23 protein-coding genes and 1 tRNA gene are annotated in these 24329 nt (G+C 73.1%); 16 read left to right on the top strand and 8 right to left on the bottom strand.

From position 1 onward, the window contains the following. Nucleotides 1–12 precede the first annotated feature (12 nt). The gene (locus tag DIZ27_RS25730; protein WP_109380830.1) at nt 13–681 is read left to right on the top strand and encodes a hypothetical protein; all 669 of its coding nucleotides are present in this window, start codon (nt 13–15) and stop codon (nt 679–681) included. A 34-nt stretch (nt 682–715) separates the two neighbouring features. On the opposite strand, the gene DIZ27_RS25725 is transcribed toward DIZ27_RS25730, so the two are convergent. After that, entirely contained in the window at nt 716–1585 is an 870-nt protein-coding gene (locus tag DIZ27_RS25725) for a spermidine synthase (protein WP_109380829.1), read from the bottom strand. Nucleotides 1586–1659: 74 nt separating this feature from the next. Beyond that, on the bottom strand, nt 1660–2094 hold the full coding sequence (locus tag DIZ27_RS25720; RefSeq protein WP_181383693.1) for a hypothetical protein: 435 nt from the start codon (nt 2092–2094) through the stop codon (nt 1660–1662). 252 nt (nt 2095–2346) lie between these two features. Here DIZ27_RS25720 and DIZ27_RS25710 point away from each other — a divergent pair, with 252 nt between their 5' ends. Next, nucleotides 2347–3807, top strand: coding sequence for a hypothetical protein (locus tag DIZ27_RS25710; RefSeq protein WP_109380826.1), 1461 nt, complete (start codon nt 2347–2349; stop codon nt 3805–3807). A 128-nt stretch (nt 3808–3935) separates the two neighbouring features. Here DIZ27_RS25710 and DIZ27_RS25705 read toward each other — a convergent pair whose 3' ends face one another. Then, nucleotides 3936–4532: a histidine phosphatase family protein gene (locus tag DIZ27_RS25705; RefSeq protein ID WP_109380825.1), complete on the bottom strand. Its 597-nt coding sequence runs from the start codon at nt 4530–4532 to the stop codon at nt 3936–3938. Nucleotides 4533–4722: 190 nt separating this feature from the next. Here DIZ27_RS25705 and DIZ27_RS25700 point away from each other — a divergent pair, with 190 nt between their 5' ends. The 7 genes from DIZ27_RS25700 (at nt 4723) to DIZ27_RS25670 (ending at nt 11390) form a co-directional block, all read left to right on the top strand. Further along, nucleotides 4723–5715 carry a phosphatase PAP2 family protein gene (locus tag DIZ27_RS25700; protein ID WP_109380879.1) on the top strand — a complete coding sequence of 331 codons (993 nt, stop codon included), beginning with the start codon at nt 4723–4725 and terminating at the stop codon, nt 5713–5715. A 1-nt stretch (nt 5716) separates the two neighbouring features. Further along, entirely contained in the window at nt 5717–6844 is a 1128-nt protein-coding gene (locus tag DIZ27_RS25695) for a hypothetical protein (RefSeq protein WP_109380880.1), read from the top strand. Beyond that, nucleotides 6835–8451 carry a hypothetical protein gene (locus DIZ27_RS25690; protein ID WP_109380824.1) on the top strand — a complete coding sequence of 539 codons (1617 nt, stop codon included), beginning with the start codon at nt 6835–6837 and terminating at the stop codon, nt 8449–8451. Before DIZ27_RS25695 ends, DIZ27_RS25690 begins: the two co-directional genes overlap by 10 nt. A gap of 196 nt (nt 8452–8647) precedes the next feature. Continuing rightward, nucleotides 8648–10000, top strand: a complete 1353-nt coding sequence (locus DIZ27_RS25685) for an AAA domain-containing protein (protein WP_109380823.1) — start codon at nt 8648–8650, stop codon at nt 9998–10000. A 177-nt stretch (nt 10001–10177) separates the two neighbouring features. Further along, nucleotides 10178–10543, top strand: a complete 366-nt coding sequence (locus DIZ27_RS25680; RefSeq protein WP_109380878.1) for a hypothetical protein — start codon at nt 10178–10180, stop codon at nt 10541–10543. 156 nt (nt 10544–10699) lie between these two features. Further along, on the top strand, nt 10700–11326 hold the full coding sequence (locus DIZ27_RS25675; RefSeq protein WP_109380822.1) for a bifunctional DNA primase/polymerase: 627 nt from the start codon (nt 10700–10702) through the stop codon (nt 11324–11326). Beyond that, nucleotides 11317–11390, top strand: a tRNA-Lys gene (locus DIZ27_RS25670). The genes DIZ27_RS25675 and DIZ27_RS25670 overlap by 10 nt, the downstream gene beginning before the upstream one ends. A gap of 37 nt (nt 11391–11427) precedes the next feature. On the opposite strand, the gene DIZ27_RS25665 is transcribed toward DIZ27_RS25670, so the two are convergent. Further along, nucleotides 11428–12669 carry a M6 family metalloprotease domain-containing protein gene (locus DIZ27_RS25665; RefSeq protein WP_375232006.1) on the bottom strand — a complete coding sequence of 414 codons (1242 nt, stop codon included), beginning with the start codon at nt 12667–12669 and terminating at the stop codon, nt 11428–11430. Nucleotides 12670–13110: 441 nt separating this feature from the next. Here DIZ27_RS25665 and DIZ27_RS25660 point away from each other — a divergent pair, with 441 nt between their 5' ends. Beyond that, on the top strand, nt 13111–15024 hold the full coding sequence (locus DIZ27_RS25660; RefSeq protein ID WP_109380821.1) for a bifunctional diguanylate cyclase/phosphodiesterase: 1914 nt from the start codon (nt 13111–13113) through the stop codon (nt 15022–15024). Here DIZ27_RS25660 and DIZ27_RS25655 read toward each other — a convergent pair. The 3 genes from DIZ27_RS25655 to DIZ27_RS25645 form a co-directional block, all read right to left on the bottom strand. Further along, a complete protein-coding gene (locus DIZ27_RS25655; protein WP_109380820.1) occupies nt 14997–16106 on the bottom strand; it encodes an LLM class flavin-dependent oxidoreductase in 1110 nt (369 codons plus the stop codon). The genes DIZ27_RS25660 and DIZ27_RS25655 overlap by 28 nt on opposite strands. Nucleotides 16107–16215: 109 nt before the next feature. Further along, nucleotides 16216–16947: a decarboxylase gene (locus DIZ27_RS25650; protein WP_109380819.1), complete on the bottom strand. Its 732-nt coding sequence runs from the start codon at nt 16945–16947 to the stop codon at nt 16216–16218. After that, a complete protein-coding gene (locus DIZ27_RS25645; protein ID WP_109380818.1) occupies nt 16944–17903 on the bottom strand; it encodes an aspartate/glutamate racemase family protein in 960 nt (319 codons plus the stop codon). The genes DIZ27_RS25650 and DIZ27_RS25645 overlap by 4 nt, the downstream gene beginning before the upstream one ends. Nucleotides 17904–18041: 138 nt before the next feature. Here DIZ27_RS25645 and DIZ27_RS25640 point away from each other — a divergent pair, with 138 nt between their 5' ends. Further along, the gene (locus tag DIZ27_RS25640) at nt 18042–19049 is read left to right on the top strand and encodes a D-2-hydroxyacid dehydrogenase (RefSeq protein WP_109380817.1); all 1008 of its coding nucleotides are present in this window, start codon (nt 18042–18044) and stop codon (nt 19047–19049) included. A 16-nt stretch (nt 19050–19065) separates the two neighbouring features. Then, complete coding sequence (locus DIZ27_RS25635; protein ID WP_109380816.1) at nt 19066–20520, top strand: amidase; 1455 nt, start codon at nt 19066–19068, stop codon at nt 20518–20520. Here the strand turns inward: DIZ27_RS25635 and DIZ27_RS25630 are convergent. Beyond that, nucleotides 20501–20995, bottom strand: a complete 495-nt coding sequence (locus DIZ27_RS25630; protein WP_181383691.1) for a DUF3830 family protein — start codon at nt 20993–20995, stop codon at nt 20501–20503. The two genes, DIZ27_RS25635 and DIZ27_RS25630, sit on opposite strands and share 20 nt — an antisense overlap. Before the next feature lie 97 nt (nt 20996–21092). Between DIZ27_RS25630 and ehuB the strand changes: the two genes are divergently transcribed. Genes ehuB through ehuA form a run of 4 tightly spaced genes read left to right on the top strand, consistent with a single transcriptional unit; the run spans nt 21093 to nt 24208 of the window. Further along, nucleotides 21093–22028 (top strand): ectoine/hydroxyectoine ABC transporter substrate-binding protein EhuB, encoded by a 936-nt coding sequence (ehuB, locus tag DIZ27_RS25625; RefSeq protein ID WP_375232005.1) that lies wholly within the window; start codon nt 21093–21095, stop codon nt 22026–22028. Next, nucleotides 22025–22741, top strand: coding sequence for an ectoine/hydroxyectoine ABC transporter permease subunit EhuC (gene ehuC / locus DIZ27_RS25620; protein ID WP_109380813.1), 717 nt, complete (start codon nt 22025–22027; stop codon nt 22739–22741). Before ehuB ends, ehuC begins: the two co-directional genes overlap by 4 nt. Next, the gene (gene ehuD / locus DIZ27_RS25615) at nt 22741–23391 is read left to right on the top strand and encodes an ectoine/hydroxyectoine ABC transporter permease subunit EhuD (RefSeq protein ID WP_109380812.1); all 651 of its coding nucleotides are present in this window, start codon (nt 22741–22743) and stop codon (nt 23389–23391) included. The genes ehuC and ehuD overlap by 1 nt, the downstream gene beginning before the upstream one ends. After that, nucleotides 23381–24208 carry an ectoine/hydroxyectoine ABC transporter ATP-binding protein EhuA gene (ehuA, locus tag DIZ27_RS25610; RefSeq protein ID WP_309074909.1) on the top strand — a complete coding sequence of 276 codons (828 nt, stop codon included), beginning with the start codon at nt 23381–23383 and terminating at the stop codon, nt 24206–24208. The genes ehuD and ehuA overlap by 11 nt, the downstream gene beginning before the upstream one ends. Nucleotides 24209–24329: the final 121 nt, after the last annotated feature.

Here is a 24329-nt window from a genome sequence, read left to right as displayed (position 1 = left end):
TATGGGCCGACGATGCGCAGAGGACTCGTACACGTACTGGCCTGGCTGCTCGCCACGGGCGCGGCGGTCACGCTGTCGTGGTGGGGTGTGCACACGGTGATGGCGGGCACGGCCTACGACCCGCCCCGCGCGCTGCCCATCACGGCGGCCGGCGCGACGACGCAGGAGTCGGGGCCGGTGTCGTCCTCGACCCGGCGCCCGACCGACGCGAAGGCGCCGGAAGCCGCCGATGACGCGGCGGACGCCGGGGACTCGAAGGACGCGCGGGACCCGAAGGGCTCCAAGGACTCCAAGGACTCGAAAGACCAGCAGAGTTCCCGGGACTCCGAGGACACCGCCGCGGACGCGCGGGAGCGGGAGTCGTCGGGGCGGTCGGCGGGCGAGCCCGACGGGGGGTCCCCCGACCCCGCCCCGGGCGGGGCCGACCCCACTCCGCCCGGCCCCGCCCCGGTCACCTCCGGCGAGGTCAAGGCGTACGACACCGACGGCGGCCGGGCGGTCTTCGACCTCGGCGAGACCTCCGCGTCCCTGGTGTCGGCGACGCCCGGGGCGGGCTGGTCGATGCAGGTGTGGAAGACGGAGTCGTGGATCCGGGTGGAGTTCGCGGCGGACGCGGACCGGGTGTCGGTCTTCTGCACCTGGCACGACGGCCCGCCGCGCGTGGAGATCAACGACTACTGACCGGGCGGCCCGGCCCCCTCGCACCCCTCGCCCGTCACCGGAACACCGACGGCGGTGGCGCCGGGGAGTCGACCGCCGCCAGGTCGCTGACCGGGGCGGCACCGCCGGTGAAGTCCCTGAGTTCCCGCCCGTGTTGGACGCGCCCGGGGTGCGGGTCGGAGGCGGCGCGGCGGGTCAGCTCGGCGATCGGCAGGGGCGCGTCGGAGGCGACCAGCACGGAGTTGCCGAAGCGTCTGCCGCGCAGCACCGCCGGGTCGGCGATCAGCGCGAGTTCGGCGAACCGGGCGGCGGCGGTGGCGATCTGGCCGCGCAGATGGGCCAGCGGCGGCCCGTCGGCGAGGTTGGCGACGTAGACCCCGCCGGGGGCGAGGGCCCTGCGGACGTCGTCCAGGAACTCGGTCGAGGTCAGGTGGGCGGGGGTGCGGGCTCCGCTGAACACGTCGGCGACGACGAGGTCGGCCCATCCGTCCCGTACCTTCGCGAGCCCTTCCCGGGCGTCCACCGAGCGCACCCTGATCCGCGCCCCGGGGTCCGGCGGCAGCTCCCTGCGGACCAGTCGCACCAGCCGCGCGTCCCGTTCGACGACCTGCTGGGTGGAGCGGGGCCGGGTGGCGGCGACGTACCGGGCGAGGGTGAACGCGCCGCCGCCGAGATGCACCGCCTGCACGGGCCGGCCGGCCGGCGCGGCGGTGTCGATGACGTGTCCGATCCGCCGCTGGTACTCGAAGGAGAGGTACGCCGGATCGTCCAGGTCGACGTGCGACTGCGGGGCGTCGTCGATCAGCAGCGTCCAGGCCCTCGGCCGTTCCCGGTCGGGGACGAGCCGGGCGATCCCTCCGTCGACGCTCTCGACGACGGCTTCGACGGCGGCCCGCCCGCGTCCGGAGTTCCTGGACCTTCCCATGGGGCCATTGTCGCAACCCGCCCCGGGCCGGACCCGGCCGCCCCGAGCACCGCGCGCATCCCGGCCCGGCGGACTCAGCGGCAGCCGTCCACCGCGTCGAGCAGGCGTCGTGCCTCGCCCAGCGCCTCCCGCAGGACCGCGGGATCGGTGGCGAGGCCGGCGTCGCCCTCGGGCGGCAGCAGCCAGTCCGAGCCCTCCACCGGCGGCTCCTCGGACGCCGGGCTCAGCCCGCGGCCGTCGGTCTCCGTGCAGGTGCTGCCCGGCACGTCCCACGCCGCGGCCGTCCCCGGCGGCACCAGGAACCCGAGTGTGCTCCCGCCGCCGTCGTGCAGTACGGGCCCCATCGCGTCCCCCGCCCCGGCCGCGCCGCGCCGGAGGATGTCCACCGCCTCCAGGCCCTGCCGGGCCGGAACCGTCACCACGTCGCAGCAGCCCGGCGGTCCGTCCGAGGGTCTGCCCGACGGTCTGTCCGACGGCGTTCGGGGTTCACTGTTCCGGCTGGTCACCATCCCGGCCTCCACGTTCCGGCTCCACCACACACGGGGTTCAACGCGACGGACCGTCATGGGCTACGGCGAAACCCAATAGCACAGAATGGCAGTTCATGGCGGATCACGGACGAGATATCCGGTTTGTGGCCAAACTTTGCGTGGCGACTCCGTCACAGCAGGTACGTTCTTGCCCGCCGGCAACAGAGCGGAGCGACGGATGGACCGCTCTGCCTCCGGCATGGTTCGACGGTTCGCAGAGAGGACCCGGCCATGGCGTCGTCAACGGTGCCCTCGTCCCAGCCCGACCGGCCACCACGGCCGAATCTCGTCTTCCGGCAACTGCGCGGAACGCGCTCGCCGGCCGAGTTCGCCGCGTCGGTCCGCAGGGCCGCTCGCGAGATAGGCGAGCGGGTCAGCTGTGACGCGCGGTACGTGCACCGGGTGGAGGCAGGCGAGATCCGCTGCCCCAACTACGCCTACGAACGCGTGTTCCTGCACATGTTTCCCGGCCGCACGCTGACCGACCTGGGCTTCGCGCCCCGCGCGTCGGTCCGCGGGCGCCGGGCGCGGGACGACGGGGAGACTCCCCCGGCGCCCGACGCGGCCCCGGCACTCGTCACGAGTGAGACCGGCGGGGCCCCTGAGTCGTATGACACACAGAACCCGTACGACCCGCACCACCCGTACCACACGCACCACAACTACGAGGAGAGCGACGTGCTGCGTCGCGCATTCATGACCGGCGGGGGCGCCACGGTGGCCGCCGCCTCACTGGGCCCGCTCGCCCTGGCCCCGGACGCCTCGGCGGCACAGCGCGCCGTGCGCCGCCCCGGGGCGAGCGACGCGGGTGCCCTGGAAGACGCCGTCCGCCGGATCAGGCTGCTCGACGACCGGCACGGGGCCGACGGCCTCTACCGGAGGGCGGCGGCACCGCTGCGCGCCGCCTACGCCCTGCTCGACGCCGGGGCGACCCGGCAGCGGACGGCGGACCGGCTGTACGCGGGCGCCGGTGAACTGGCCATCTCGGTGGGCTGGCTGGCGCACGACTCGGGCCGGTTCGACGACGCCCGCTCGCACTACGCGGAAGCGCTGGCGACCGCGCGGGTGACCGGGGATCCGGGGCTGGAGGCGCACGCCTTCTGCAACACGGCGTTCCTCGCCCGGGACTCCGGCCGGCCCCGGGAGGCGGTGCGGGCGGCGCAGGCCGCGCAGCGGGCCGCGCGCCCGCTCGGCTCCGCCCGGCTGATGTCGCTGCTGGCGCTGCGCGAGGCGGGCGGCTGGGCCGGGCTCGCCGACCGGTCCGGCTGCGAGCAGGCGCTGGCCCGCGCGCAGGCCTACTTCGACCGCGGCCCCGCGCCGGCCGATCCCGAGTGGATGTCCTTCTACGGGGAGGCCGAGCTGGAGGGCCTGGAGGCGCAGTGCTGGTCGGCCCTGGGCGACTGGCCGCGGGCCGCCCGGCACGCGCGGCGGGCCGCCGAGCTCCAGAACCCGCACTTCACCCGCAACATCGCGCTGTACACGGCGGAGCTGGCGGACGACCTGGCCCGCGGCGGGCACCCGGACGAGGCGGCGGCCGCGGGGATGCGGGTGCTGGACCTGCTGCCCGAGGTCCAGTCGTCCCGGGTCCGCACGATGCTGGCGGGCACGGCCCGCGTACTCCTCCCGCACCGCCGCACCTCGGACGTGTCGGCCTTCCTGGACCGCCACGACTCCCTCCCCCGCACGACGTGACCGCCCCGGACCGACCTCAGGCCCGGGCCGGCGTCGGGTCCGGGCCGGCGTCGGGTCCGGGCCGGCGTCAGGTCCGGGCCGGCGTCAGGTCCGGGCCGGCGTCAGGTCCGGGCCGGCACCGGGTCGGCTCACCCCGCCAGGTGACCCAGGTCGTTCCAGCTCTCGACGGCCGGCTCCCCGTACGCCCAGCCCAGGACCGACAGTGACGTCGGGTTGAGGCGGATGCGGGCCGCGAAGTCGAGCGGCAGCCCCAGCCAGCGGGCACCGATCGAGCGCAGGATGTGTCCGTGGGCGAAGACCAGCACGTCCCGGTCGGCGGAGCGCGCCCAGGCGACCACCTCGTCCGCGCGGGCCGTCACCTCGGCGAGGGTCTCCCCCTCGGGCACGCCGTCGCGCCAGATCAGCCAGTCGGGGCGGTCCGCCCGTATCTCGTCGGGGGTCATGCCCTCGTACGCCCCGTAGTGCCACTCCATGAGGGTGTCCCAGGTCTGCGCGCGCTCGCCGAACCCGGCGAGCTCGCAGGTCTCCCGCGCGCGTACCAGCGGACTGGTGCGCACCTCGACGTCCGGCAGCCCGTCGTACGGCGGCCGGTGCAGGCGCTCACCGAGCAGCTTGGCGCCCTGCCGGCCCTCGTCCAGGAGGGGCACGTCGGTCCTGCCGGTGTGCTTGCCGGACAACGACCACGCGGTCTGTCCGTGCCGGGCCAGCAGGATGCGCGGTGCCATGAGAGACCTTCCGGGAGAAATCGGGGGCGGAACCCCTCCATCATCGCGCACCCTGGAGTGGGGCAACCCGGCGGGCGATCTCAGCGTCTATCAGGGCCGAAGGCACCTCATGAGGGGCGCGAGTACGCCTAGAGTGGCTGTTCGGATCGCCGTGGGGGCAGGAGTGAGTGTGAAGGGGGAGGGCGATCGGATGCCGCACACCGAGACACCGGGTACCGAAGGGGCCCCGGCGATCCGGCTGCGCTGGTGGACCGAGCTGCCGCTGATCCTCCTCGTGTACGCCTGTTACTCGGCGGGGCGCCTGTTGGTCCGGGGCGACGTCACCGACGCCGTGGACCACGGACTGGCGATCCTGCGCATCGAGCAGGCGCTCCACCTCAACGCCGAGCACCCGCTCAACCGGCTGTTCACGCGCGAGCCGTGGCTGGGCATACCGGCCGACTTCTGGTACGCGTCGCTGCACTACCTGGTGACGCCCGCGCTCCTGGTCTGGCTGTTCCGTTCCCAAGCGGTGCACTACCGCGCCGCCCGCACCTGGCTGATGACGTCCACCTTCATCGGGCTGATCGGCTTCACCCTGCTGCCCACCTGCCCGCCCAGGCTGCTCGACGCGAGCCACGGTTTCGTCGACACCATGGCCCAGTACAGCTCGTACGGCTGGTGGGCCGGTGAGGCCAGCGCCCCGCGGGGCCTGGGCGGGCTGACCAACCAGTACGCGGCGATGCCGAGCCTGCATGTGGGCTGGGCCCTGTGGTGCGGTGTGATCCTGTGGCGGATCGGCGGAACCCAGACGACGAGGGCGGCGAGGACGGCCGCCGTCGGCTATCCGCTGGTGACGGTCGTCGTGGTGATGGGCACCGCCAACCACTACTTCCTGGACGCGGTCGCGGGTGCCGCCGTGATGGGCGCCGGGCTGCTGCTCGCCCCCGTCGTGACGCGGTACACGGACCGGGTGAGGGCCCGTCTGCTGCCGCGCCCGGCGCCGGTCCCGGCGGCCTCCCCCGTCCCGGGTTCCCCGATTGTCAGTGCCGGATGCCAGACTTCCGCGGGTGAGCAATTTCCACGACAGCGGCCACGGCAGCGGCAGTTCGAGCCACGGTTCGCCCCGGAAACCGAACCGGGCGGCGCTCCCCCCTCCGACCAGGGGGAAGGAGCCCAGGCCGCTCCGGCACCGGCTCGCTGAGCTGCGCGGTCCGGACGTGTCGGCGAAGGCGCTGGACGCACGCGCCCTGGCCGCCCTGGCCGCCAACCCGGGCTGCGCGCGCCGCGCGATCCTCGACGGCGCGGGAGTGGACAAGGCGAGACTGGCGGGCGCGCTGGGCTCGCCCTCGGTCTTCGGCCAGTCCCAGTTCGCGTTCGTCCGGGGCAACGCGTTCGAGGCCCGGGTCAAGGCGGACGGCGGTACGGAGCTGCTGCGGCTCGTCCACGAGAAGCTGGACCGCTCCGCGGAACCGCCCACCGGCGCGCGGGTGCCGGACCTGACCGCGTCCGGCCCCCAGGGGCGCGCCGCGCGCACGGAGTTGGCGCTGGGCGAGGCCGCGCGGGCGCGGGACGGGTGGACACTGCTCGACCACCCCCTGCTCGCGCTGGACGTCGCGGGCTCGCCGGCCTTCCTGGAACCGGACGCGGTGGTGGTGCACCCGGACGGCAGCTGGACGGTCGTGGAGATCAAGTCCTTCCCCATGCTGGACGGGGCGGCGGACCCGGCGAAGGTCGGCGCGGCGGCCCGGCAGGCGGCGGTGTACGTGCTGGCGCTGGAGGAGGTCGCCGCCCGCCTCACCACCGTCCCGGCCCCCCGCGTGCGGCACAGGATCCTGCTGGTGTGCCCGAAGGACTTCTCCAATTTGCCGACCGCGTCCGCCGTGGACGTGCGCAAGCAGCGCGCGGTGACCGCCCGCCAGCTGGCCCGGCTCACCCGGATCGAGGACATCGCCGGTGCGCTCCCCGAGGGCACCTGTTTCGCACCCGAGCTGCCCCGCGAGCGGCTCACGGCGGCCGTGGAGTCGGTCCCGGCGAGCTACGCGCCGGAGTGCCTGTCCGCGTGCGAGCTGGCCTTCCACTGCCGGGACCGTTCCCGCGCGCAGGGCGCGGTGACCTCCCTGGGCCGCCCGGTCCGTGCCGAACTGGGCGGTCTGACGACGGTCGAGGACGTGCTGGCGGCGGCCCGCGGTGAGGCCGGCGATCCCGACGACCCGACGGTGGCCGCCCTGCGCAGGGCGGCGGCGCTGCGGGCGGAGGCCCTCGCCGACGCACAGGTCCCCGTCGGCGCACAAGCCCTCACCGGCCGCCCGGAGGTGGCCCCTTGTCGCTGATCGCCACCCTGGCCCGCCTCGAGGCCGTCAGCACCGGTCGCGCCCAGCCCGCCGCCACCGTCCGGCACCGGCATCTGTCCGAGCGGCCGCTGGTGTTCGTGCCGCTGATCACCGCCGGTGAGGCGGGTGCCCCGCTCGGCGCGCTGGTGGGCACCGACCGGGACGCGCCGCGGCTGCTGGCCGTGCCGCAGCCGCGCGACCGGGACCTCAGGTTCGCGTTCCTGGCCGAACTGGCCGACGTGGTCCTGCCGTACGTGGACAGCTGCGCCGAGGCGGTGGAGGCCGCGGAACGCAGCGAGACCGACCCGGAGACCGGAAAGCGGGTCAAGGTCGAGGTCGAGCTGTGCGCGGACGCGCCGCAGCTGATCGTGCCGAGCCGGGCCGGCGTCGACCTCGTACGGCTCCTCGGCCGTTCCACCCGGTTCCGGCGCACGGCGGAGCAGGACCCGGAGGCCCCCTTCCCGGCACCGCCCCGGGTGCCGTTGCTGGGGCGGTGGCTGACGCACTTCGGGGAGCGGGCCCGGGTGCCCGGCTCGTCGCTCCTGACGGCCATGACGGATCTGCTGGGCCGGCACTGGGCGACCGGTCAGTCCACGCTGGAGGACCAGCACCTGGGGGCGCTGCTCGCCTGGATCGACCCGCCCGAGGGACGCTCCGGGGCCGAGGCGGCGCGGGAGGCGGAGCTGGCGCGGGACGCCGGCGGTCAGCTGCTGTGTCCGCCCGCGGGCCCGGCGACCGACCCCGCGTTCGACAACAAGCTGCTCGCCCCGGGCGTCGAGCGGTACGACCGCGCCCGCAGCGCGCTCGCCGCCGCGGAGGACGGTCTGGAGGCCGACGACCGGCTCGGCGCGCTGGCCGCCGCCGAGCGGGAGATCCGCAAGCTGGTGGAAAGCCGTACGCGGCCCACCTGGGACGCGGTGTGGCGGGGCCTGGATCTGCTGCGTGCGCTGCCGGAGGGGGCGCGCGTCGAGGAGCGGTGGACGCGCGACCGCTGGTCGTTCACCGGTCACCGGGACCGGGTGCTGGCCGGTGAGCCGCCGCAGCCGCGCCGCGACGACGCGGTGACGGCGGCCAACAAGCTCGCCACGCGCGAGCGGGAGCAGGCCCGGCTGGAGGCCCAGGAGGCCCTGGACGACCCGTTGGTGATGGCGGGCCGGCGGCTGTCCGGGGAGGCGTTCGCGGGCGAGGTCGTCGAGGTCGTCATGGCGTACAGCGAGAGCAAGCGGCCGAGCCCCCGCCCGCTGGTCACCGTCCGGACGGACGACCACCCGTACCTGGGCGAGCGGGCCAGGGTGTACCGCTCGCTGGGCGGGAAGCCGCAGACGGCCGAGTTCGTCGCCGTGGAGGACTCGGAAGCCGGGGAAGCGGACGGTTCCCTGCTCGTGCTGCGGATCCTGGACAAGATGGGCCGCGGCAAGGAGCCCGAGGCGGGTTCGTTGCCGGAGAAGGGCGACCGGCTCTGCTTCACACTGTTCGAACACGAGCCGCGCGGCGGGGCGAAGCTCCCCGACCCGGAGGAGACCCCGTGGACCCACGGCGGCCCGCCCGGTGCCGCGACCGCCGCACCGGAGGCCGCCGACCCGGTGACCGAGGAGGACCTCCTTTGAACCCTCCCCCTCGCGAACGAGGAGGATTCCTGGCTCACGCTGCCCCGTCGCTCAGCGAACGACCAGGTCTTACGCGATCAGCACCAGCCGGGTTGGAACCAGCCCGGTTTCCCCAGAGATCGGAGGTTGTTGTGCCAGCTTGGCTCTCGCTCAGCACGCCGCGACACTACCATCCGCCAACGGACTGGAACTCTCAGTGACCACCCCTGTCCAAGAGGCGGGCTTCGACCCCGGCGCGGCGGCCACCCGTGCCACCGACGCGATCCTGCGCGACACGCTGCACGGCACCGCGCGCGGTGTGGTCGTCGACTCCCCGCCCGGCGCCGGCAAGTCCACGCTGGTGGTCCGCGCGGCACTGGAACTCGCCGAGGCGGGGCGCCCGTTGATGGTGGTGGCGCAGACCAACGCGCAGGTCGACGACCTGGTCCTGCGGCTCGCCGAGAAGAACCCGGACCTGCCGGTCGGCCGGCTGCACAGCAGCGACACCGACCCGTACGACAAGGCGCTGGACCAGCTGGAGAACGTCCGCAAGTCGGCGAAGGCCGCCGATCTCGCCGGGCTCGACGTGGTCATCTCCACGGCCGCCAAGTGGGCGCACGTCAAGGGCGTCGAACCGTGGGCGCACGCGATCGTCGACGAGGCGTACCAGATGCGCTCGGACGCGCTGCTCGCCGTGGCGGGGCTGTTCGAGCGGGCGCTGTTCGTGGGCGACCCGGGGCAGTTGGACCCGTTCTCGATCGTGGGCGGCGAGCAGTGGGCGGGCCTTTCCTACGACCCGTCCGCGTCCGCCGTGACGACCCTGCTCGCCCACAATCCCGAGCTGCCGCAGCACCGTCTGCCGGTGTCGTGGCGGCTGCCCGCCTCGGCGGCGCCCCTGGTGTCGGACGCGTTCTACCCGTACACGCCGTTCCGCAGCGGCACCGGCCCCGGCGACCGGCGGCTCACCCTCGGTGTCCCGTCGGACGGCTCGGGTCCGGACCGGGTGATCGACGAGGCCGCCGAGTCCGGCTGGGGCCTGCTGGAGCTGCCCGCCCGGCACACCCCGCGCACCGACCCGGAGGCGGTCCGGGCGGTGGCCCTGGTCGTCCGCCGGCTGCTGGACCGGGAGGGCGCCACGACCTCCGAGCGCCCCGCCCCCGACCCGGTTCCGCTCACCGCCGACCGGATCGCCGTCGGCACCGCCCACCGGGATCAGGCGGCGGCGGTCCGGGCGGCGCTGGCCGAGCTGGGCGCGGCGGACGTCACCGTCGACACGGCCAACCGGCTCCAGGGTCGGGAGTTCGACGTCACGGTGGTGCTGCATCCACTGTCCGGCCGCCCCGACGCCACCGCCTTCCACCTGGAGACCGGCAGGCTGTGCGTGCTGGCCTCCCGGCACCGGCACGCCTGCATCGTGGTGTGCAGGGCGGGCGTGGGCGAGCTGCTGGACGCCTACCCGTCGACGGAACCGGTCCAGCTGGGCACCCTCGTGAAGTTCCCGGACGGCTGGGAGGCGAACCACTCGGTCCTGGCCCACCTCGCGGAACACCGGGTCGAATGGCAACCCTGACCACCGCGGACCCGGTCGCGCCTGCCCCGAGGCCCTCTTGCCAGGGCGCGGGACAATGGACGGTGGCCCACTCACCGGCGGGCCGACGTGACGTACGCGTACGACCGGCATGACGAGCACGACGTGTCCGACGTGTACAGCGTGTACGACGAGAAGGACGAGCAAGAGGGAGATGACATGGCGGAGCCCACGCCGCACCGGGACCGACCGCGGCTACGCCCCGCGCCCCTGCTGTTCGAGCCCGCGGAGGCGGCCGCCGACCCGGAGCACTTCTTCGACCTGGAGTCGATCGACGACCCGCGCGCGCTGCTGGAGCGGGCGACGGAGCTGACGCTCGCGTTCCGCGCGGCGACGGACCGGGCTGTGGAGTTCCAGGCGGTGGCGGCGGCGCAGCTGGCCGACCCTCGGCGCTTCGACCGGCTGACGCCGGCCGCCATCGCCGAGCGGGCAGAGTGGACCGAGGACTACGCGAAGAAGATGATCGAGTTCGGTCGGGACCTGCTGCACGGGAGTGAGGGCCGGGGGCACGCCGACCCGGTGTGAGCGGCGCACGCACGGTCACGCGCGACCGGCCACCACCCTCGGCCCTCGAACAGGCGCGGCATATGCCAGGTGGGCAAGATACCGCCTCCCCGCCCCGGTGTCCTCGATTCCCGCAACCCTGGGAAACCGTTCCCTCACCACGGGTAGACAGGCTCCATGAGCAGCGCACACAGTGCACGCAGTGCACGCAAGGTATCCGACGTCAGCGGCGTCACCCCGGACGGCGCCGCCTGGCTCGCCTCCGCAGGAACGTATCCGCGCAGCACCCTCTCGCTCTGGGAGGAGCGGCCGCACGCGCCCGTCGTGCTGCCCTGCGGCTCCGCCTTCGACGTGGTGAGCGCCCCCTCGACCTTCGGGCGCCGGATGCTGGACCGGATGTGGGACGAGGGACCGGGTTCCGGTCCGGTGGCCGAGTTCCGCGGCCGGATGCTGCTGTTCTCGGCACCCGGCACCGCCCAGCGGCTGCCGGCGCTGCTGGAGTGGGAGGAGTGGGACGCCCGCGGCAGGACGGCCGGGGAGGCGGGCCGTACGGGCGCCGTCCCGCCCCTGCTGTGCCACGGCACCGGCGACGCGGTGACCGTTCCGGCCCCGGATCCCGGCGACCGGGCGGACCGCTCCGGCTCGCGCTGGCTGGTCGCCCCGGACACGCGTCACCCCTGGTTACCGGGCCCGGAGGTGCTGCTCTGGGCGGCCGTACGGGCGGCGCGCGCGGCCGTGCGGATATCGATTTTTCCTCCCGCCGACCAGGGTGCTAATGTCTACGACGTCAGCAGGCGCCGCTAGCTCAGTTGGTTAGAGCAGCTGACTCTTAATCAGCGGGTCCGGGGTTCGAGTCCCTGGCGGCGCACGACACGGAAAGGCCCCTTGCGAAAGCAAGGGGCCTTTCACGCGTCTCCCCTCCCCTTCCCGGGCCCGATGCTGATCTGCACCGTCCACGCCCCCGAAGCCGTACGCTCCAGCACCTCCACCCGCACGCCCTCCCCCGGCACCGTGAAGCTCTCGCCGAGGGCGACCGGGGCGTCCGCGAGGGACGGGTAGACCGAGTCCCCCCAGCAGGCCTCCGTGTGCGGGTGGGCGTCGACGACCTCGATCGGCCCCTCACCGGACCGGGTGGTGCCGCGCACCTTGTAGACCAGCACCCCCGACCGGCAGGCGCCCGCGTCGTCGCCGACGGGACCGCGCACCTCGAAGGCGAGCACGCTGTCCGGGCCGGTGCGCACCACGGCTAGCTTGATGCCCCGGCCCAGCCCGAAGGACGGTGCCCCGGCGGCACCGGTCACCGGCACGCCGGGCCCCGCCCCGAGCGGCTCCAGCGTCAGCCGCACGGGCCCCGCATCCTGCACGCACCGCACCTGCCGGGGCTCCAGCCAGCCCAGCTTCCACTTGTGCCAGCCGAACAGGTCGGGGGCGAGGGCGAACTGGCTGCCCATCAGGTCCCAGTCACCGACGTGGGTGTCCCAGTCGCCCTTGCCGTCCACGGGCCGGTTGTAGAGGTCGGGGAGGTCGAAGACATGGCCGGTCTCATGGGCGAGGACCAGCCGGTCCGGCGGGTGGTCCTCGAACACGGTGACGACCCGGCGGATGTCGGTGCCGTCCGCCCGCATCGGGGTCTCCAGGTTGACGACCTTGGTGGCGTCGGAGTCCACCCCGGGCGCGTCCGGGTCGGCGACGAAGTACACGACGTCGTAGCGCGAGAAGTCGACCTTCGGGTCGGCGGCGGCGAGCGCGTCGCGCAGGTAGGCGGACCGGTCCCGCACGGTCCAGTCACGCTGTATGGCGTACGCGGTGGACGGGCGCGGCATCGGGATCCAGCCACGCAGGATGTGCGGGCGCAGGGTGAACCTGCCGTAGGAGGCCCGGTGGAAGAAGTCGCTGGTGGCGGGGAAGTGGTCGGCGCCGATGTCGTCGGGGGTGGTCAGGGGGTGCGAGTCCGGGAAGGACAGGAACACCATGACGGCGTCCAGCCGGCCGGTCGGCCGGGGGTAGGCGGCGTTCCAGGTGTCCAGGCCCTCCGAGTGGTGTGCGTCGGTGCGGGTCAGGGCGCAGGCGTCCGCGGAGAAGGGCTCGGCGTCGGAGGGCCCCGTCACCAGGGACGTGGCCGCGAGCGCCGACATGGTGGTGAGCACGGCCGCCGCGCTGCGCAGCCAGGGGCGGCCGCATGCACCACCCTGTCGGCCCAATCCCCTGAGAGCCTCATGACCGAGTCGCCTCAGGGGGAGCTGGCGCGGCACAAAGACCTCCGGGAGACGGTTCGCGGGACACCGCACCCAGAATGTGGTTGATTGTCATACTGCGCCCTGTTTATCTGCACCGGACGGGTGAGAGGCCGAGAAATCCGTTCACGTTCGACGCCTCGAACCACTTACGGAACGTCACAACCGGTCTCAGGCCTGAAGAAGCCGTCCAGCTCCGAGCGGAAACGATCTGGCAGAGATGCGGGACCGTGCTGGACACTGGACAGTGACTGGAAGGGCTCCGGGTCGGCCTCTATGATCGGCACACTTTCCTGAGACATTCCTGAGGCTTTCCGGCACGGACAGCGATCGAGTGCACGGCGGGAGCGAGCGGTGAGCGGAACGTCCGAAGGGCCGACGCCCACAGCAGACCTCAACCAGCCGATCGTCACGGAGAGTGACGCCCCTGCCCCGCTCCGTGCCGAACGTGAAGAGCCGACTTCACCCCCGGCGCCCTCGTCGCCTTCACCCCAGGCGCTCCCCCCGTCGTACCGCTCCGTCTTCACGGCCGCTCCGCTCGCCATGGCGGTGGTCGACCGCGAGGGCAGGGTGGTCAGCGCCAACAGCACCCTCGCCACCCTGCTGGGTCGCGCCCCGGACACCCTGGTCGGGGCCGTCGCCGCCGACCTGGTGGACCTCTCCTCCGACGCGCGCGCCTGGCACTCCTACCGCGAGGTGCTGTGCGGCCGGCAGGCGAAGCTGCGCTGCACCCGCCGGCTCAAGCACCCCGAGGGGCACTCGCTGTGGGTGCAGGTGTCGGTCGCGCCACTCCCCCCTGAGGCGGCGGACGCGGGGGACGTGCCCGAGGGGCCGGGCGTCCTGCTGTCCGTCGCCGACGTCAGCGCCCGCCGCGAACTCCAGGCCCGGCTCCACTACTTGCAGATGCACGACCCGGTGACCCGGCTGCCCAACCGCACCCTGTTCTTCGAACGGCTGACGGCGGCCCTGGAGGCGGAGTCCTACGAGCAGAGCGGCACCGGCCGGATCGGGCTCTGCTCCCTGGACCTCGACGGGTTCAAGGCCATCAACGACGCCCTGGGCCACCGCGTCGGCGACCGGCTGCTGGCCGCCGTCGCCGAACGGCTGACGCTGTGCGCCGAGGAGGCGGGCCGGTCCAGGACCGGCACCCCGCTGGTGGCCCGGCTCGGCGGGGACGAGTTCGCGCTGCTGGTCGAGGACTCCACGGGCACCGAACAGCTCGCCGACCTCGCCGAGTCGGTGCTCGGGGCGATCCAGGACCCCTTCGACGTGGACGGCCGGCGGCTGTCGGTCTCGGCGTCCATCGGGGTGGTCGAACGGCACGCGGCCGGGACCACGCCCACCGCGCTGATGCAGGCCGCCGACACGACGCTCTACTGGGCGAAGGCCGACGGCAAGTCCCGCTGGACGCTGTTCGACCCGGAACGCAACGCGCACCGCATGACCCGCCAGGCCCTCGCCTCCACGCTGCGCCCCGCCGTCGACCGGGGCGAGTTCACGCTGGAGTACCAGCCGCTGGTCGGCATGGAGGACGACCGGGTGCACGGTGTGGAGGCACTGGTCCGCTGGAACCACCCGCAGTTCGGCACCCTGACACCGAACCGGTTCATCTCCATCGCCGAGGAGGACGGCTCGATCGTCCCGCTCGGGCGCTGGGTGCTGCGCACCGCCTGCCGGCAGGCCCGCCGCTGGCAGGTCGAGCACCCCACCGAGCCGCCGATCTTCGTCAGCGTCAATGTGGCGGTCCGGCAGGTCTGGGACTCCGACCTGGTCGCGGACGTCGCCGAGACCCTGACGGAGACGGGCCTCGCCCCGCAGCTGCTCCAGCTGGAGCTGACCGAGTCGGCGGTGATGGGCTCCTCGGGCCGGCCCCTCCAGGCGCTGAAGGCGCTCAGCGACATGGGCGTGCGCATCGCCATCGACGACTTCGGCACCGGCTACTCGAACCTGGCCTACCTCAGCCGGCTGCCGGTGTCGGTGCTGAAACTGGACGGCGCCTTCGTCCGGGGCTTCCCCTACGAGGACCGGGACGAGACGCCCAGCCCGGCGGACGAGGCCATCGTCGAGGCGATGGTGCAGCTCGCCCACCGGCTGGGGCTGACGGTCACCGCGGAGTGCGTGGAGACCACGGCGCAGGCCACCCGGCTGCGCCGGATCGGGTGCGACACCGGCCAGGGCTGGCTGTACTCCCGCCCGGTGTCACCGGACCGCATCTCCGAACTGCTGGGCACGCCCGGGGTTCAGGCGGACGTCGTGGGCAACCCGTAGGCGTCGGCGATGAGTTCGTAGGAACGCAGGCGTATGTCACCGCTGTGCGCGTTGGCCGTGATCATCAGCTCGTCGGCGCCGGTGCGCTTGTGCAGCTCGTCCAGGCCGGCGCGGACCTCGTCCGGGGTGCCGTGCACGACGTTGGCGTTCCAGGACTCGACGAAGTCCTGCTCCATCGGCGAGAACGGGTACGCCTCCGCCTCCTCGGGGGTGGGCACCAGGCCGGGGCGGCCGGTGCGCAACCGGACCATGTTGAGCGCGGCGGCCAGGACCTGGCGCCGGGCCTCCTTCTCGTCGTCGGTCGCGAGCGCGGAGACCCCGATCAGGGCGTAGGGCTCGTCGAGGACGTCGCTCGGGGTGAACGACTCGCGGTAGAGGTCCAGCGCGGGGACGGTGTTCTGCGCGGAGAAGTGGTGGGCGAAGGCGAACGGCAGGCCGAGCAGGCCGGCCAGCCGGGCGCTGAAGCCGGAGGAGCCGAGCAGCCAGATCGGCGGCCGGTGCGTCGACTGCACCCCGCCGGGCGAGGTCGCCTGGACCGGGCCGGGGACGGCGTGGATGCGGCGGTAGCGGTGGCCGTCGGGGAAGTCGTCGTCCAGGAAGCGGGTCAGCTCGGCGAGCTGCTGGGGGAAGTCGTCGGCGCCCTCGTTCAGCCGTTCGGTGCGGCGCAGGGCGGCGGCGGTGGCGCCGTCGGTGCCGGGGGCGCGGCCGAGGCCGAGGTCGATCCGGCCGGGGGCCATGGCCTCGAGCGTGCCGAACTGCTCGGCGATGACGAGCGGGGCGTGGTTGGGCAGCATGACCCCGCCCGAGCCGAGCCGGATGCGGTCGGTGTGCGCGGCGAGGTGGGCCAGGATCACCGCCGGGGAGGAGGACGCCACACCCGGCATGGAGTGGTGCTCGGCGACCCAGAACCGGTGGAAGCCGCGCGCCTCGGCGAGACGGGCGAGGTCGACACCGGTGCGCAGCGCCTCGGTGGCGGTGTGGCCGGCGCCGACGGTGACCAGGTCGAGGACGGACAGGGGCACGGGGGCGGTGCCCTGTGCCGTGCCTCGGATCTCGTCGGCTGCGGTGTCGTCTGCGGCCACGGTGGGGTGCCTCCTGTTTCGGGTGACGTCTCACCGGTCCACCAACAGGAGGGTGTCCCTGTTTGTTCCCCGCCTCGCCGCCCGCTGCGGGCGCGCCCGCCCGCACCGCTCACACCTGCACGATCGGCTCCCGGGTGAACAGGGCGCCCAGGGACGGGGCGTTCACCCTGCGGTCGGCCAGGCGCAGGGCCTCCCAGACGGTGACCTGGTTGGCGGTGAGGACCGGTTTGCCGAGGTCCTTCTCCAGCGCCGCGAGGTGGGCGACCGTGTGCAGGGCCGTGTCGGGGAGGAGGACGGCCTGGGCGTCCGGGTGGTCGGCCGCGCGGGCCAGGGCGAACACCTCGGCCTCGCCCCAGGTGCCGACCTCCGCCGCCGTGATGATCCCGGAACTGGTCACCCCGGTCACCGACACCGAGCCGGTGCCCAGGAACCCGGCGAAGAGCGCGGCCACGTCGTCCGGGTAGGTCGCGCCGACGGCGACCCGCCGCGCCCCGATCTCCCGTGCCGCGTGCACGAAGGCGAACGACGTGGAGGACGCGGGTGTGCCCGCCGCCCGGGCGAGGGCGCGCACCTGCTCCTGCGCGCCCTCCCAGCCGCGTACGAAGCTGCCGCTGGTGCAGGCCCACACCACCGCGTCGACGCCCGCGCGCCGCAGCTCCCCGACGCCGGCCGCGAGCCGGCCGGCGTCACCCATCTCGAGCAGCGCATCGACCCGGTGCGCGTCCTCACCGATGTCGGTGTGCACCAGGTCCACCCGGATGTCACTGCCCAGCAGCTGCTCGGCGCGCGGATAGTCGTCCTCGGCGGAGTGTCCCGGATAGAGGAATCCCAGTGCGGTCATGTCCAGCCTTCCTGCTGCTTCTCGTCCGGCACTCCCGGCACGCCCGGAACGCCTTGGGCACCCTGCACGCCCGGCGCCTCCGGCCCGTCCGGCAGTACCGGAGCGGGCGGCGGCACCGGACTCCGCGGCAGCACCGCGCCGGACGTCCGGTCCGGCAGTACGGCCTCGGCGCCGGTCCCGGTCTCGGTCCCGGTCCCGGGCGTGACGCGCGCCGACGTGTCGATCAGCGCCTGATACGGTCCCACCGCCTGAGTACCCAATCGGCGCAACGCCGCCCACATGGTCACCTGGTTGGCCGAGATGACCGGTATGCGCAGTTCCGCCTCCAGTTGCGGGATCACGTCGTACGTCGGCAGGTTGGTGCAGGAGAGGAACAGCGCGTCCGCCGCGCCGAGCCGGCCGCGCTCCACCGCCCGCCGGGCCATGTCCACCACCTCGCGGTAGGCGACCCGCCAGATCTGCCGGGTCAGGCCCATGTACGCGCAGCCGGTGACCGTGACCCCGGCCTGCGCCACGTACTGCTCCAGCGACCGGGTCACCGACACGGTGTACGGCGTCACCAGCGCCACCCGCCGCACGTCCAGTTCCACCAGCGCCTCCAGCAGCGCGCCGGAGGTGGTGACCGCCGGGACCGCGCCGGTCCTGCTCATCGCCTCGCACATGGCGCGCTCCCCCAGGACCCCGCCGACGAAGCTGCCGGACGTGCAGGCGTAGGCGACGACCTCGGGGCCGACCGCGGTGAGCGTGCTCACCGCGTTGCCGAGGGTCTCGTGTTCACTGATCAACCGGGCGAGGTCCAGGCTGACCTCGACCGGCACGTACGGCGTTCGGGTGAGATGCAGGGACACGTCGTCCGGCATCCAGCGCCAGAGTTCGCGGTCCAGCGCGAAGTCGAAGGGGGCGACCACGCCGACACCGCGCTGCGGTCCGGGTCCGCCGATGAAGGAGACGTCCATGTCAGCACCGGCCTCACGGTGAGAGACGAGCACGCAACGGTTCGCCGAAACGCCCGTGTTGACGACGGTAGGTTCGGGGTGCCAGCGTGGTCAATCCGCACATCTCAGACTTCCGGTCATCCGGGGAAACGGCGGCCCATGTCCACCCCCTCGCCCACCCCCGCGGACACTGCCTCGACCACCTCTTCGCCCACGCCGGGGGCCGTCCCCACGCTGCTCGTCCTGGACGCCGATCCGCCGCCCCGGCTGGGCCGGCTGACCGGCAGGGTCCGGGTCGAGCACGCGGACGCCTCGACGCTCGCCGAGCGGCTCCCACACGCCGACGTGCTGCTGGTCTGGGACTTCACCTCGCACGCGGTGCGTTCCGCCTGGCCGGGCGGGGGGCCGCGGCCGCGCTGGGTGCACACCGCGAGCGCCGGAGTGGATCACCTTCTCTGTCCGGAACTCGCCGCCTCCGACACGGTGGTCACCAACGCGCGGGGCGTCTTCGACCGGCCGATCGCCGAGTACGTCGCCGCTCTCGTACTGGCGTTGGCCAAGGATCTGCCGCGGACGCTGGAGCTCCAGCGGGAACGGACCTGGCTCCACCGCGAGTCGCGCAAGGTCGCCGGGACCCGCGCCTGCGTCGTCGGATCGGGGCCGATCGGCCGGGCCGTCGCCGGCACGCTCGAGGCGCTCGGCGTCACCACCGCGCTGGTCGGCCGCACTCCCCGCGCGGGGGTGCACGGCTCCGAGGACCTGGACCGGCTGATCGCCCGCGCGGACTGGGTGATCGCCGCCGCGCCGCTGACCGAGCAGACCCGGGGCATGTTCGACGCCCGCCGCTTCGGGGTGATGCAGCCGTCCGCCCATTTCGTCAACGTCGGGCGCGGGCCGCTGGTCGTCGAGGACGCGCTCGCCGAGGCACTCGGGCAGCACCGGATCGCGGGCGCCGCCCTGGACGTCTTCGAGGCCGAGCCGCTCGCCCCGGACAGCCCGCTGTGGCGGGCCCCCGGACTGATCGTGTCGCCGCACATGAGCGGGGACACGATCGGCTGGCGGGACGAACTCGCCGCCCAGTTCGTGGAGTTGTACGAGCTGTGGGAAGCGGGCAAGCCGCTGGTGAACGTGGTCGACAAGCAGCTCGGGTACGTACCCGGGCACTGACGTGGCGGGAGAGCGGATGTCTGATTTCACCGGGTTCTCCGGGTTCTCCGGGTCCACCGGGTCCACCGGGCTCACCGAACTGACCGCCGTACGGCTCCTCGACGGCTACCGCCGGGGTGAGTTCGGCCCCGTGGCGGTGACCCGCGCGGCGCTGGAGCGGGCCGAGGCGAGCCGGCCGGAGGTGAACGCGTTCGTCCGGCTGTTCCCCGAGGAGGCGCTGGAGCGGGCCGCCGCCTCCGAGGAGCGGTGGCGGCGCGGCGAGCCGCGCGGGCTGCTGGACGGGGTGCCGGTCACGGTGAAGGACATCCTGCTGCTGCGCGGCGCCCCGACCCTGCGCGGCTCGCGCGCCGTCGACCCGGCGGGCCGCTGGGACGAGGACGCGCCGTCGGTGGCGCGGCTGCGGGAGCACGGCGCCGTCTTCCTCGGCAAGACGACGACCCCCGAGTTCGGCTGGAAGGGGGTGACGGACTCTCCGCTCAGCGGTGTCACCCGCAACCCGCACGACCCCTCGCGGACCGCGGGCGGTTCCAGCGGGGGCGCGGCGGCGGCGGTAGCGTTGGGCGCGGGGCCGCTGGCCCTGGGGACGGACGGCGGCGGCAGTGTCCGCATCCCTGCGGCGTTCTGCGGGGTCTTCGCACTGAAGCCGACGTACGGGAGGGTGCCGCTGTATCCGGCGAGCGCGTACGGCACGCTGGCGCACGTCGGCCCGATGACGCGGGACGCGGCGGACGCGGCCCTGCTGATGGACGTGATCTGCGGGCCGGACTCCCGCGACTGGTCGGCGCTCGCGCCGGCCCCCGGTTCCTTCCGGGAGGGGCTGGACGGCGGGGTGCGGGGGCTGCGGGTGGCGTACTCGCCGTCGCTGGGCGGCCAGGTGGCGGTGGAGCCCGAGGTGGCGGCGGCGGTACGGCGGACGGTGGAGCGGCTGGCCGCGCTCGGCGCGTACGTGGAGGAGACCGACCCGGACTTCACCGACCCGGTGGACGCCTTCCACACCCTGTGGTTCACCGGGGCCGCCCGGGTGGTGCAGCACCTCACCCGTGAGCGGCGGGAACTGCTGGACCCCGGGCTGCGGGAGATCTGCGGCGAGGGCGCCCGCCGTTCGGCGCTGGACTATCTGGCGGCGGTGGACGTCCGGATGGACCTGGGCCGGCGCATGGGCCTCTTCCACGACAGGTACGACCTCCTCGTCACCCCGTCCGTGCCGCGTACGGCGTTCGAGGCGGGTGTGGAGGTGCCGAAGGGTTCCGGCCACCGGCGCTGGACGGGCTGGACCCCGTTCACCTATCCGTTCAACCTGACCCAGCAGCCCGCGGCGAGCGTCCCCGTGGGCACCGACGCGGCCGGTCTGCCGATCGGGGTCCAGCTCGTGGGCGCCCGCCACGCCGACACGCTGGTGCTGCGGGCGGCCCACGCACTCTTTGAAACCGGGGCGGCCCGGGCGCCCGGGGTCACGCCCGCCGGAAGCTGAGCGTCTCCCCCTCCGCGCCGCCGCGCCACAGGTCGTTGCACCCGTCGGCCATCTCCGCCAGGCCCTCCACGACCTGGCCCCAGACGATGCCGGGCACCCAGCCCACGTCGCCGTTCAGGAGCAGGTTGTTCCGCTCGTAGAACAGGGCCAGGTCGACAAGCGTGGTGCCCGGACCGACCTCGCGGTCGTAGCCGTAAGCCCTGGTGCCCAGCTCCGCGCCCGCGAAGGAGAAGTAGCAGAGGTCTCCCGGGACGGGCGTGACGGTCGGGTTCTCCAGCGGTGGCTCCGCTTGCGCGAAGGGCGGGAACAGGGCATAGATCTCGTTGCGCGCGTATTTGGCGTGGTAGACGTCGCCGGACAGGGGCAGGGCGTCCCAGACGGCCGCGCAGGTGATCGGCGCACGGTCGTCGAGCAACCGGGCCGTACAGGTGATGCCGCGTTTGACCAGCGAGACCTCTACATATCGGTCCATCATGAGACCCATCGTCCCGCACCGGTCAAGACCGCCCGACCGCCGAACGGGGCCGAAACTGGCGGGAATACTCGGCGTCTTCTCGGGTAGCCGCGCCGCCATGGCTCCACCACTGGCACAACCAATGAGACGACCGAGACGACACGGAGACACCCCCGGTCCTGCCGGGCCCTCACGCCGGTCGCTGCTCGCGGGGGTCGCGGCGCTCGGCGCACTCGGCGCGGCGGGCTGCTCGCGCGTGCCCACCGAGGCCAGTACGCACGGCGGTGACCTGCTGTCCCGGCTCAGGGCGGCGGGCGTGGTCCGGCTGGGCATCGCCGGAGAGATCCCCTTCGGTTACATCGACAAGAACGGCAAGCTGACCGGCGAGGCGCCGGAACTGGCCAAGGTCATCTTCAAACGGCTCGGGGTGGACCGGGTCCAGCCCGTGCCCACCGAGTTCGGCTCGCTGATCCCGGGGCTGAACTCGCAGCAGTTCGATGTCGTGGCCGCCGGGATGTACATCAACCCCGCGCGCTGCGAGCAGGTCATATTCTCCGACCCCGATTACCAGATGCTCGATTCGTTCATCGTGCGCAAGGGCAACCCGAAGGGGCTGACCGACTACAAGGACATCGTCGAGAAGAAGGCGAAGTTCGCCACCGGCACCGGGTACGCGGAGATCGCGTACGCGGTCGAGGCCGGGTACCCGAAGAGCGACATCCTGATCGTCCCCGACCAGGTCGCCGGGCTGAACGCGGTGGAGGCCGGGCGGGTCGACGTCTTCGCCGGTACGGCGCTCACCACCCGCGAGGTGGTGAAGAAGTCGGCCAAGGCCGAGGTCACGGAGCCCTTCAAGCCGATCGTCAACGGCAAGCCGCACGTCGACGGGGGCGGCTTCGCCTTCCGGCCGACCGAGACGAGGCTGCGGGATGCGTTCAACGTCGAGCTGGGCAAGCTGAAGGAGAGCGGCGAGCTGCTGCGCATCCTCAAGCCGTTCGGCTTCACCGAGGACGAGATGACGGATCTGACCGCGAAGGAGCTGTGCGGCGGATGACCTCAGGACTCTGGGACCTCGTACTCAAGGGCGTCTGGGTCACGATCCAGCTGCTGGTCCTCAGCGCGCTGCTGGCGACGGCGGTCTCCTTCGTGGTGGGCATCGCGCGCACCCACCGGCTGAAGTTCGTCCGCTTCCTCGCGGGCTTCTACACCGAGGTGTTCCGCGGCACCTCGGCACTGGTGATGATCTTCTGGGTGTTCTTCGTGCTGCCCCCGGCCTTCGGCTGGCAGCTGGTGCCGCTGTGGGCGGGCACGCTGGCCCTGGGCCTGACCTACGGCGCCTACGGTTCGGAGATCGTGCGCGGTGCGCTGGCCGCCGTCGATCCCGCCCAGCGCGAGGGCGGGATCGCGCTCAGCTTCACGCCCACCCAGCGGCTGCGGCTGATCCTGCTGCCGCAGGCGGTGCCGGAGATGATCCCGCCGTTCTCCAACCTGCTGATCGAGCTGCTCAAGGGCACCGCGCTGGTGTCGATCATGGGGATGGGCGACCTGGCGTTCAGCGGCAACCTGGTGCGCCTCGCGCTGCAGGAGAGCGCTGAGATCTACACGTACATCCTGGTGATCTACTTCGTGATCGCCTTCCTGCTCACCCGGGTCATGCGCGGTCTGGAGAAGAAGCTGAAGGCCGGCGTCGGAAAGAAGCCCGTGCCCGAACCCGATACGGAACCGAAGCAGGCCCGGACGACCGGCGTCGGCGGGGGAGGTGCCTGATGAAGTGGGACTGGAGCGCGGTCTCCGACTTCATGCCGTACTTCTGGGACGGTCTGCTGGTCACCCTGCAGATCCTGGTGCTCGGCTCACTGATCTCGTTCGTCCTCGGCCTGGTGTGGGCCCTGCTGATGCGGGTGCCGAGCCGCTGGGTGACCTGGCCGGTCGGCGCGGTGACGGAGTTCGTCCGCAACACCCCGCTGCTGGTGCAGCTGTTCTTCCTGTTCTACGTGCTGCCCGAGTGGGGACTGACCTTCTCGGCACTGACCACGGGTGTCTTCGCCATCGGTCTGCACTACTCGACGTACACGATGCAGGTCTACCGCGCGGGCATCGAGGCCGTGCCGGTGGGCCAGTGGGAGGCGGCGACGGCACTGAACCTGCCGCTGCGCCGGACGTGGACCGCGGTGATCCTGCCGCAGGCCGTGCGCAGGGTCGTGCCCGCGCTCGGCAACTACGTCATCTCGATGCTGAAGGACACGCCCCTGCTGATGGCGATCACCGTGCTGGAGATGCTCGGTGAGGCGCGCCTGTTCGCCCAGCAGCACTTCCAGTTCACCGAGCCCCTGACGGTGATCGGCATCGCCTTCATCGTCATCTCCTACCTGGCCTCCCTTGCCCTGCGAGCCCTGGAGCGACGCCTTGTCCACTGAATACACCCCCATGTCCGACACCGGTGCCGATGCCGGTGCCGGTACCGAGAAGACTCCCGCGGGCGGCAGCCGGCCCGACGGCAGCGAGCTGATCCGGCTGGAGAAGGTCACCAAGCGGTTCGGGAACCACACGGTCCTCGACAACCTGGACTTCTCCGTGGACGCCGGCAGGCACGTCACCTTGATCGGACCGTCCGGATCGGGCAAGACCACGATCCTGCGCCTGCTGATGACCCTGCTGAAGCCCGACGAGGGCACGGTCACCGTCGACGGGGACCGGCTGTACCCCGCGCCGGAGAAGCAGGTCCGCGAGGTCCGCAAGAAGATCGGGATGGTGTTCCAGCAGTTCAACCTGTTCCCGAACATGACGGTGCTGCGGAACATCACCGAGGCCCCGGTCACCGTGCTCGGCATGTCGAAGGACGCGGCCGAGGAGCGGGCGCGGGAGCTGCTGGAGATGGTCGGGCTGACCGAGCACGTCGACAAGCACCCCGCGCAGCTGTCCGGCGGCCAGCAGCAGCGGGTGGCGATCGCGCGGGCGCTGGCCATGCGGCCGCAGGTGCTGCTGCTGGACGAGGTGACCTCGGCGCTGGACCCGGAGCTGGTCGCGGGCGTCCTGGACGTGCTGCGGGACATCGCCCGCTCCACCGACATCACCATGCTCTGCGTCACCCACGAGATGAACTTCGCCCGGGACATCTCCGACCGCGTCCTGATGTTCGACTCGGGCCGGATCATCGAGGCCGGCGCCCCGGAGAAGATCTTCAGCGAGCCGGAGCACGACCGCACCCGGGAGTTCCTCAGCGCGGTCCTGTGATGACGGGGCGTGTCCGGGGCGGGCCGGCCCGGAACGTCCGAGATCGATATCCCGGGGCATTCCTCTGGCATATGCCCGGGGACCGGCGCCGCAGTCGGGGAGGCCGCGATCTCGTCAACAC

It is taken from the genome of Streptomyces sp. NWU339 (assembly GCF_003143855.1).
GTDB lineage: Bacteria > Actinomycetota > Actinomycetes > Streptomycetales > Streptomycetaceae > Streptomyces.
This window is presented reverse-complemented; position numbering and strand designations above follow the sequence as displayed.

Coding starts and splice junctions, on each gene's coding strand:
- DIZ27_RS25645 (WP_109380818.1), bottom strand. CDS start 17,903: ATGGACGTCTCCTTCATCGGCGGACCCGGACCGCAGCGCGGTGTCGGC.
- DIZ27_RS25635 (WP_109380816.1), top strand. CDS start 19,066: ATGTCTGATTTCACCGGGTTCTCCGGGTTCTCCGGGTCCACCGGGTCC.
- DIZ27_RS25710 (WP_109380826.1), top strand. CDS start 2,347: ATGGCGTCGTCAACGGTGCCCTCGTCCCAGCCCGACCGGCCACCACGG.
- DIZ27_RS25705 (WP_109380825.1), bottom strand. CDS start 4,532: ATGGCACCGCGCATCCTGCTGGCCCGGCACGGACAGACCGCGTGGTCG.
- DIZ27_RS25720 (WP_181383693.1), bottom strand. CDS start 2,094: ATGGTGACCAGCCGGAACAGTGAACCCCGAACGCCGTCGGACAGACCG.
- DIZ27_RS25680 (WP_109380878.1), top strand. CDS start 10,178: ATGGCGGAGCCCACGCCGCACCGGGACCGACCGCGGCTACGCCCCGCG.
- DIZ27_RS25700 (WP_109380879.1), top strand. CDS start 4,723: ATGCCGCACACCGAGACACCGGGTACCGAAGGGGCCCCGGCGATCCGG.
- DIZ27_RS25650 (WP_109380819.1), bottom strand. CDS start 16,947: ATGACCGCACTGGGATTCCTCTATCCGGGACACTCCGCCGAGGACGAC.
- DIZ27_RS25640 (WP_109380817.1), top strand. CDS start 18,042: ATGTCCACCCCCTCGCCCACCCCCGCGGACACTGCCTCGACCACCTCT.
- DIZ27_RS25730 (WP_109380830.1), top strand. CDS start 13: ATGCGCAGAGGACTCGTACACGTACTGGCCTGGCTGCTCGCCACGGGC.
- DIZ27_RS25675 (WP_109380822.1), top strand. CDS start 10,700: ATGAGCAGCGCACACAGTGCACGCAGTGCACGCAAGGTATCCGACGTC.
- DIZ27_RS25630 (WP_181383691.1), bottom strand. CDS start 20,995: ATGATGGACCGATATGTAGAGGTCTCGCTGGTCAAACGCGGCATCACC.
- DIZ27_RS25725 (WP_109380829.1), bottom strand. CDS start 1,585: ATGGGAAGGTCCAGGAACTCCGGACGCGGGCGGGCCGCCGTCGAAGCC.
- ehuC (WP_109380813.1), top strand. CDS start 22,025: ATGACCTCAGGACTCTGGGACCTCGTACTCAAGGGCGTCTGGGTCACG.
- ehuD (WP_109380812.1), top strand. CDS start 22,741: ATGAAGTGGGACTGGAGCGCGGTCTCCGACTTCATGCCGTACTTCTGG.
- ehuB (WP_375232005.1), top strand. CDS start 21,093: ATGGCTCCACCACTGGCACAACCAATGAGACGACCGAGACGACACGGA.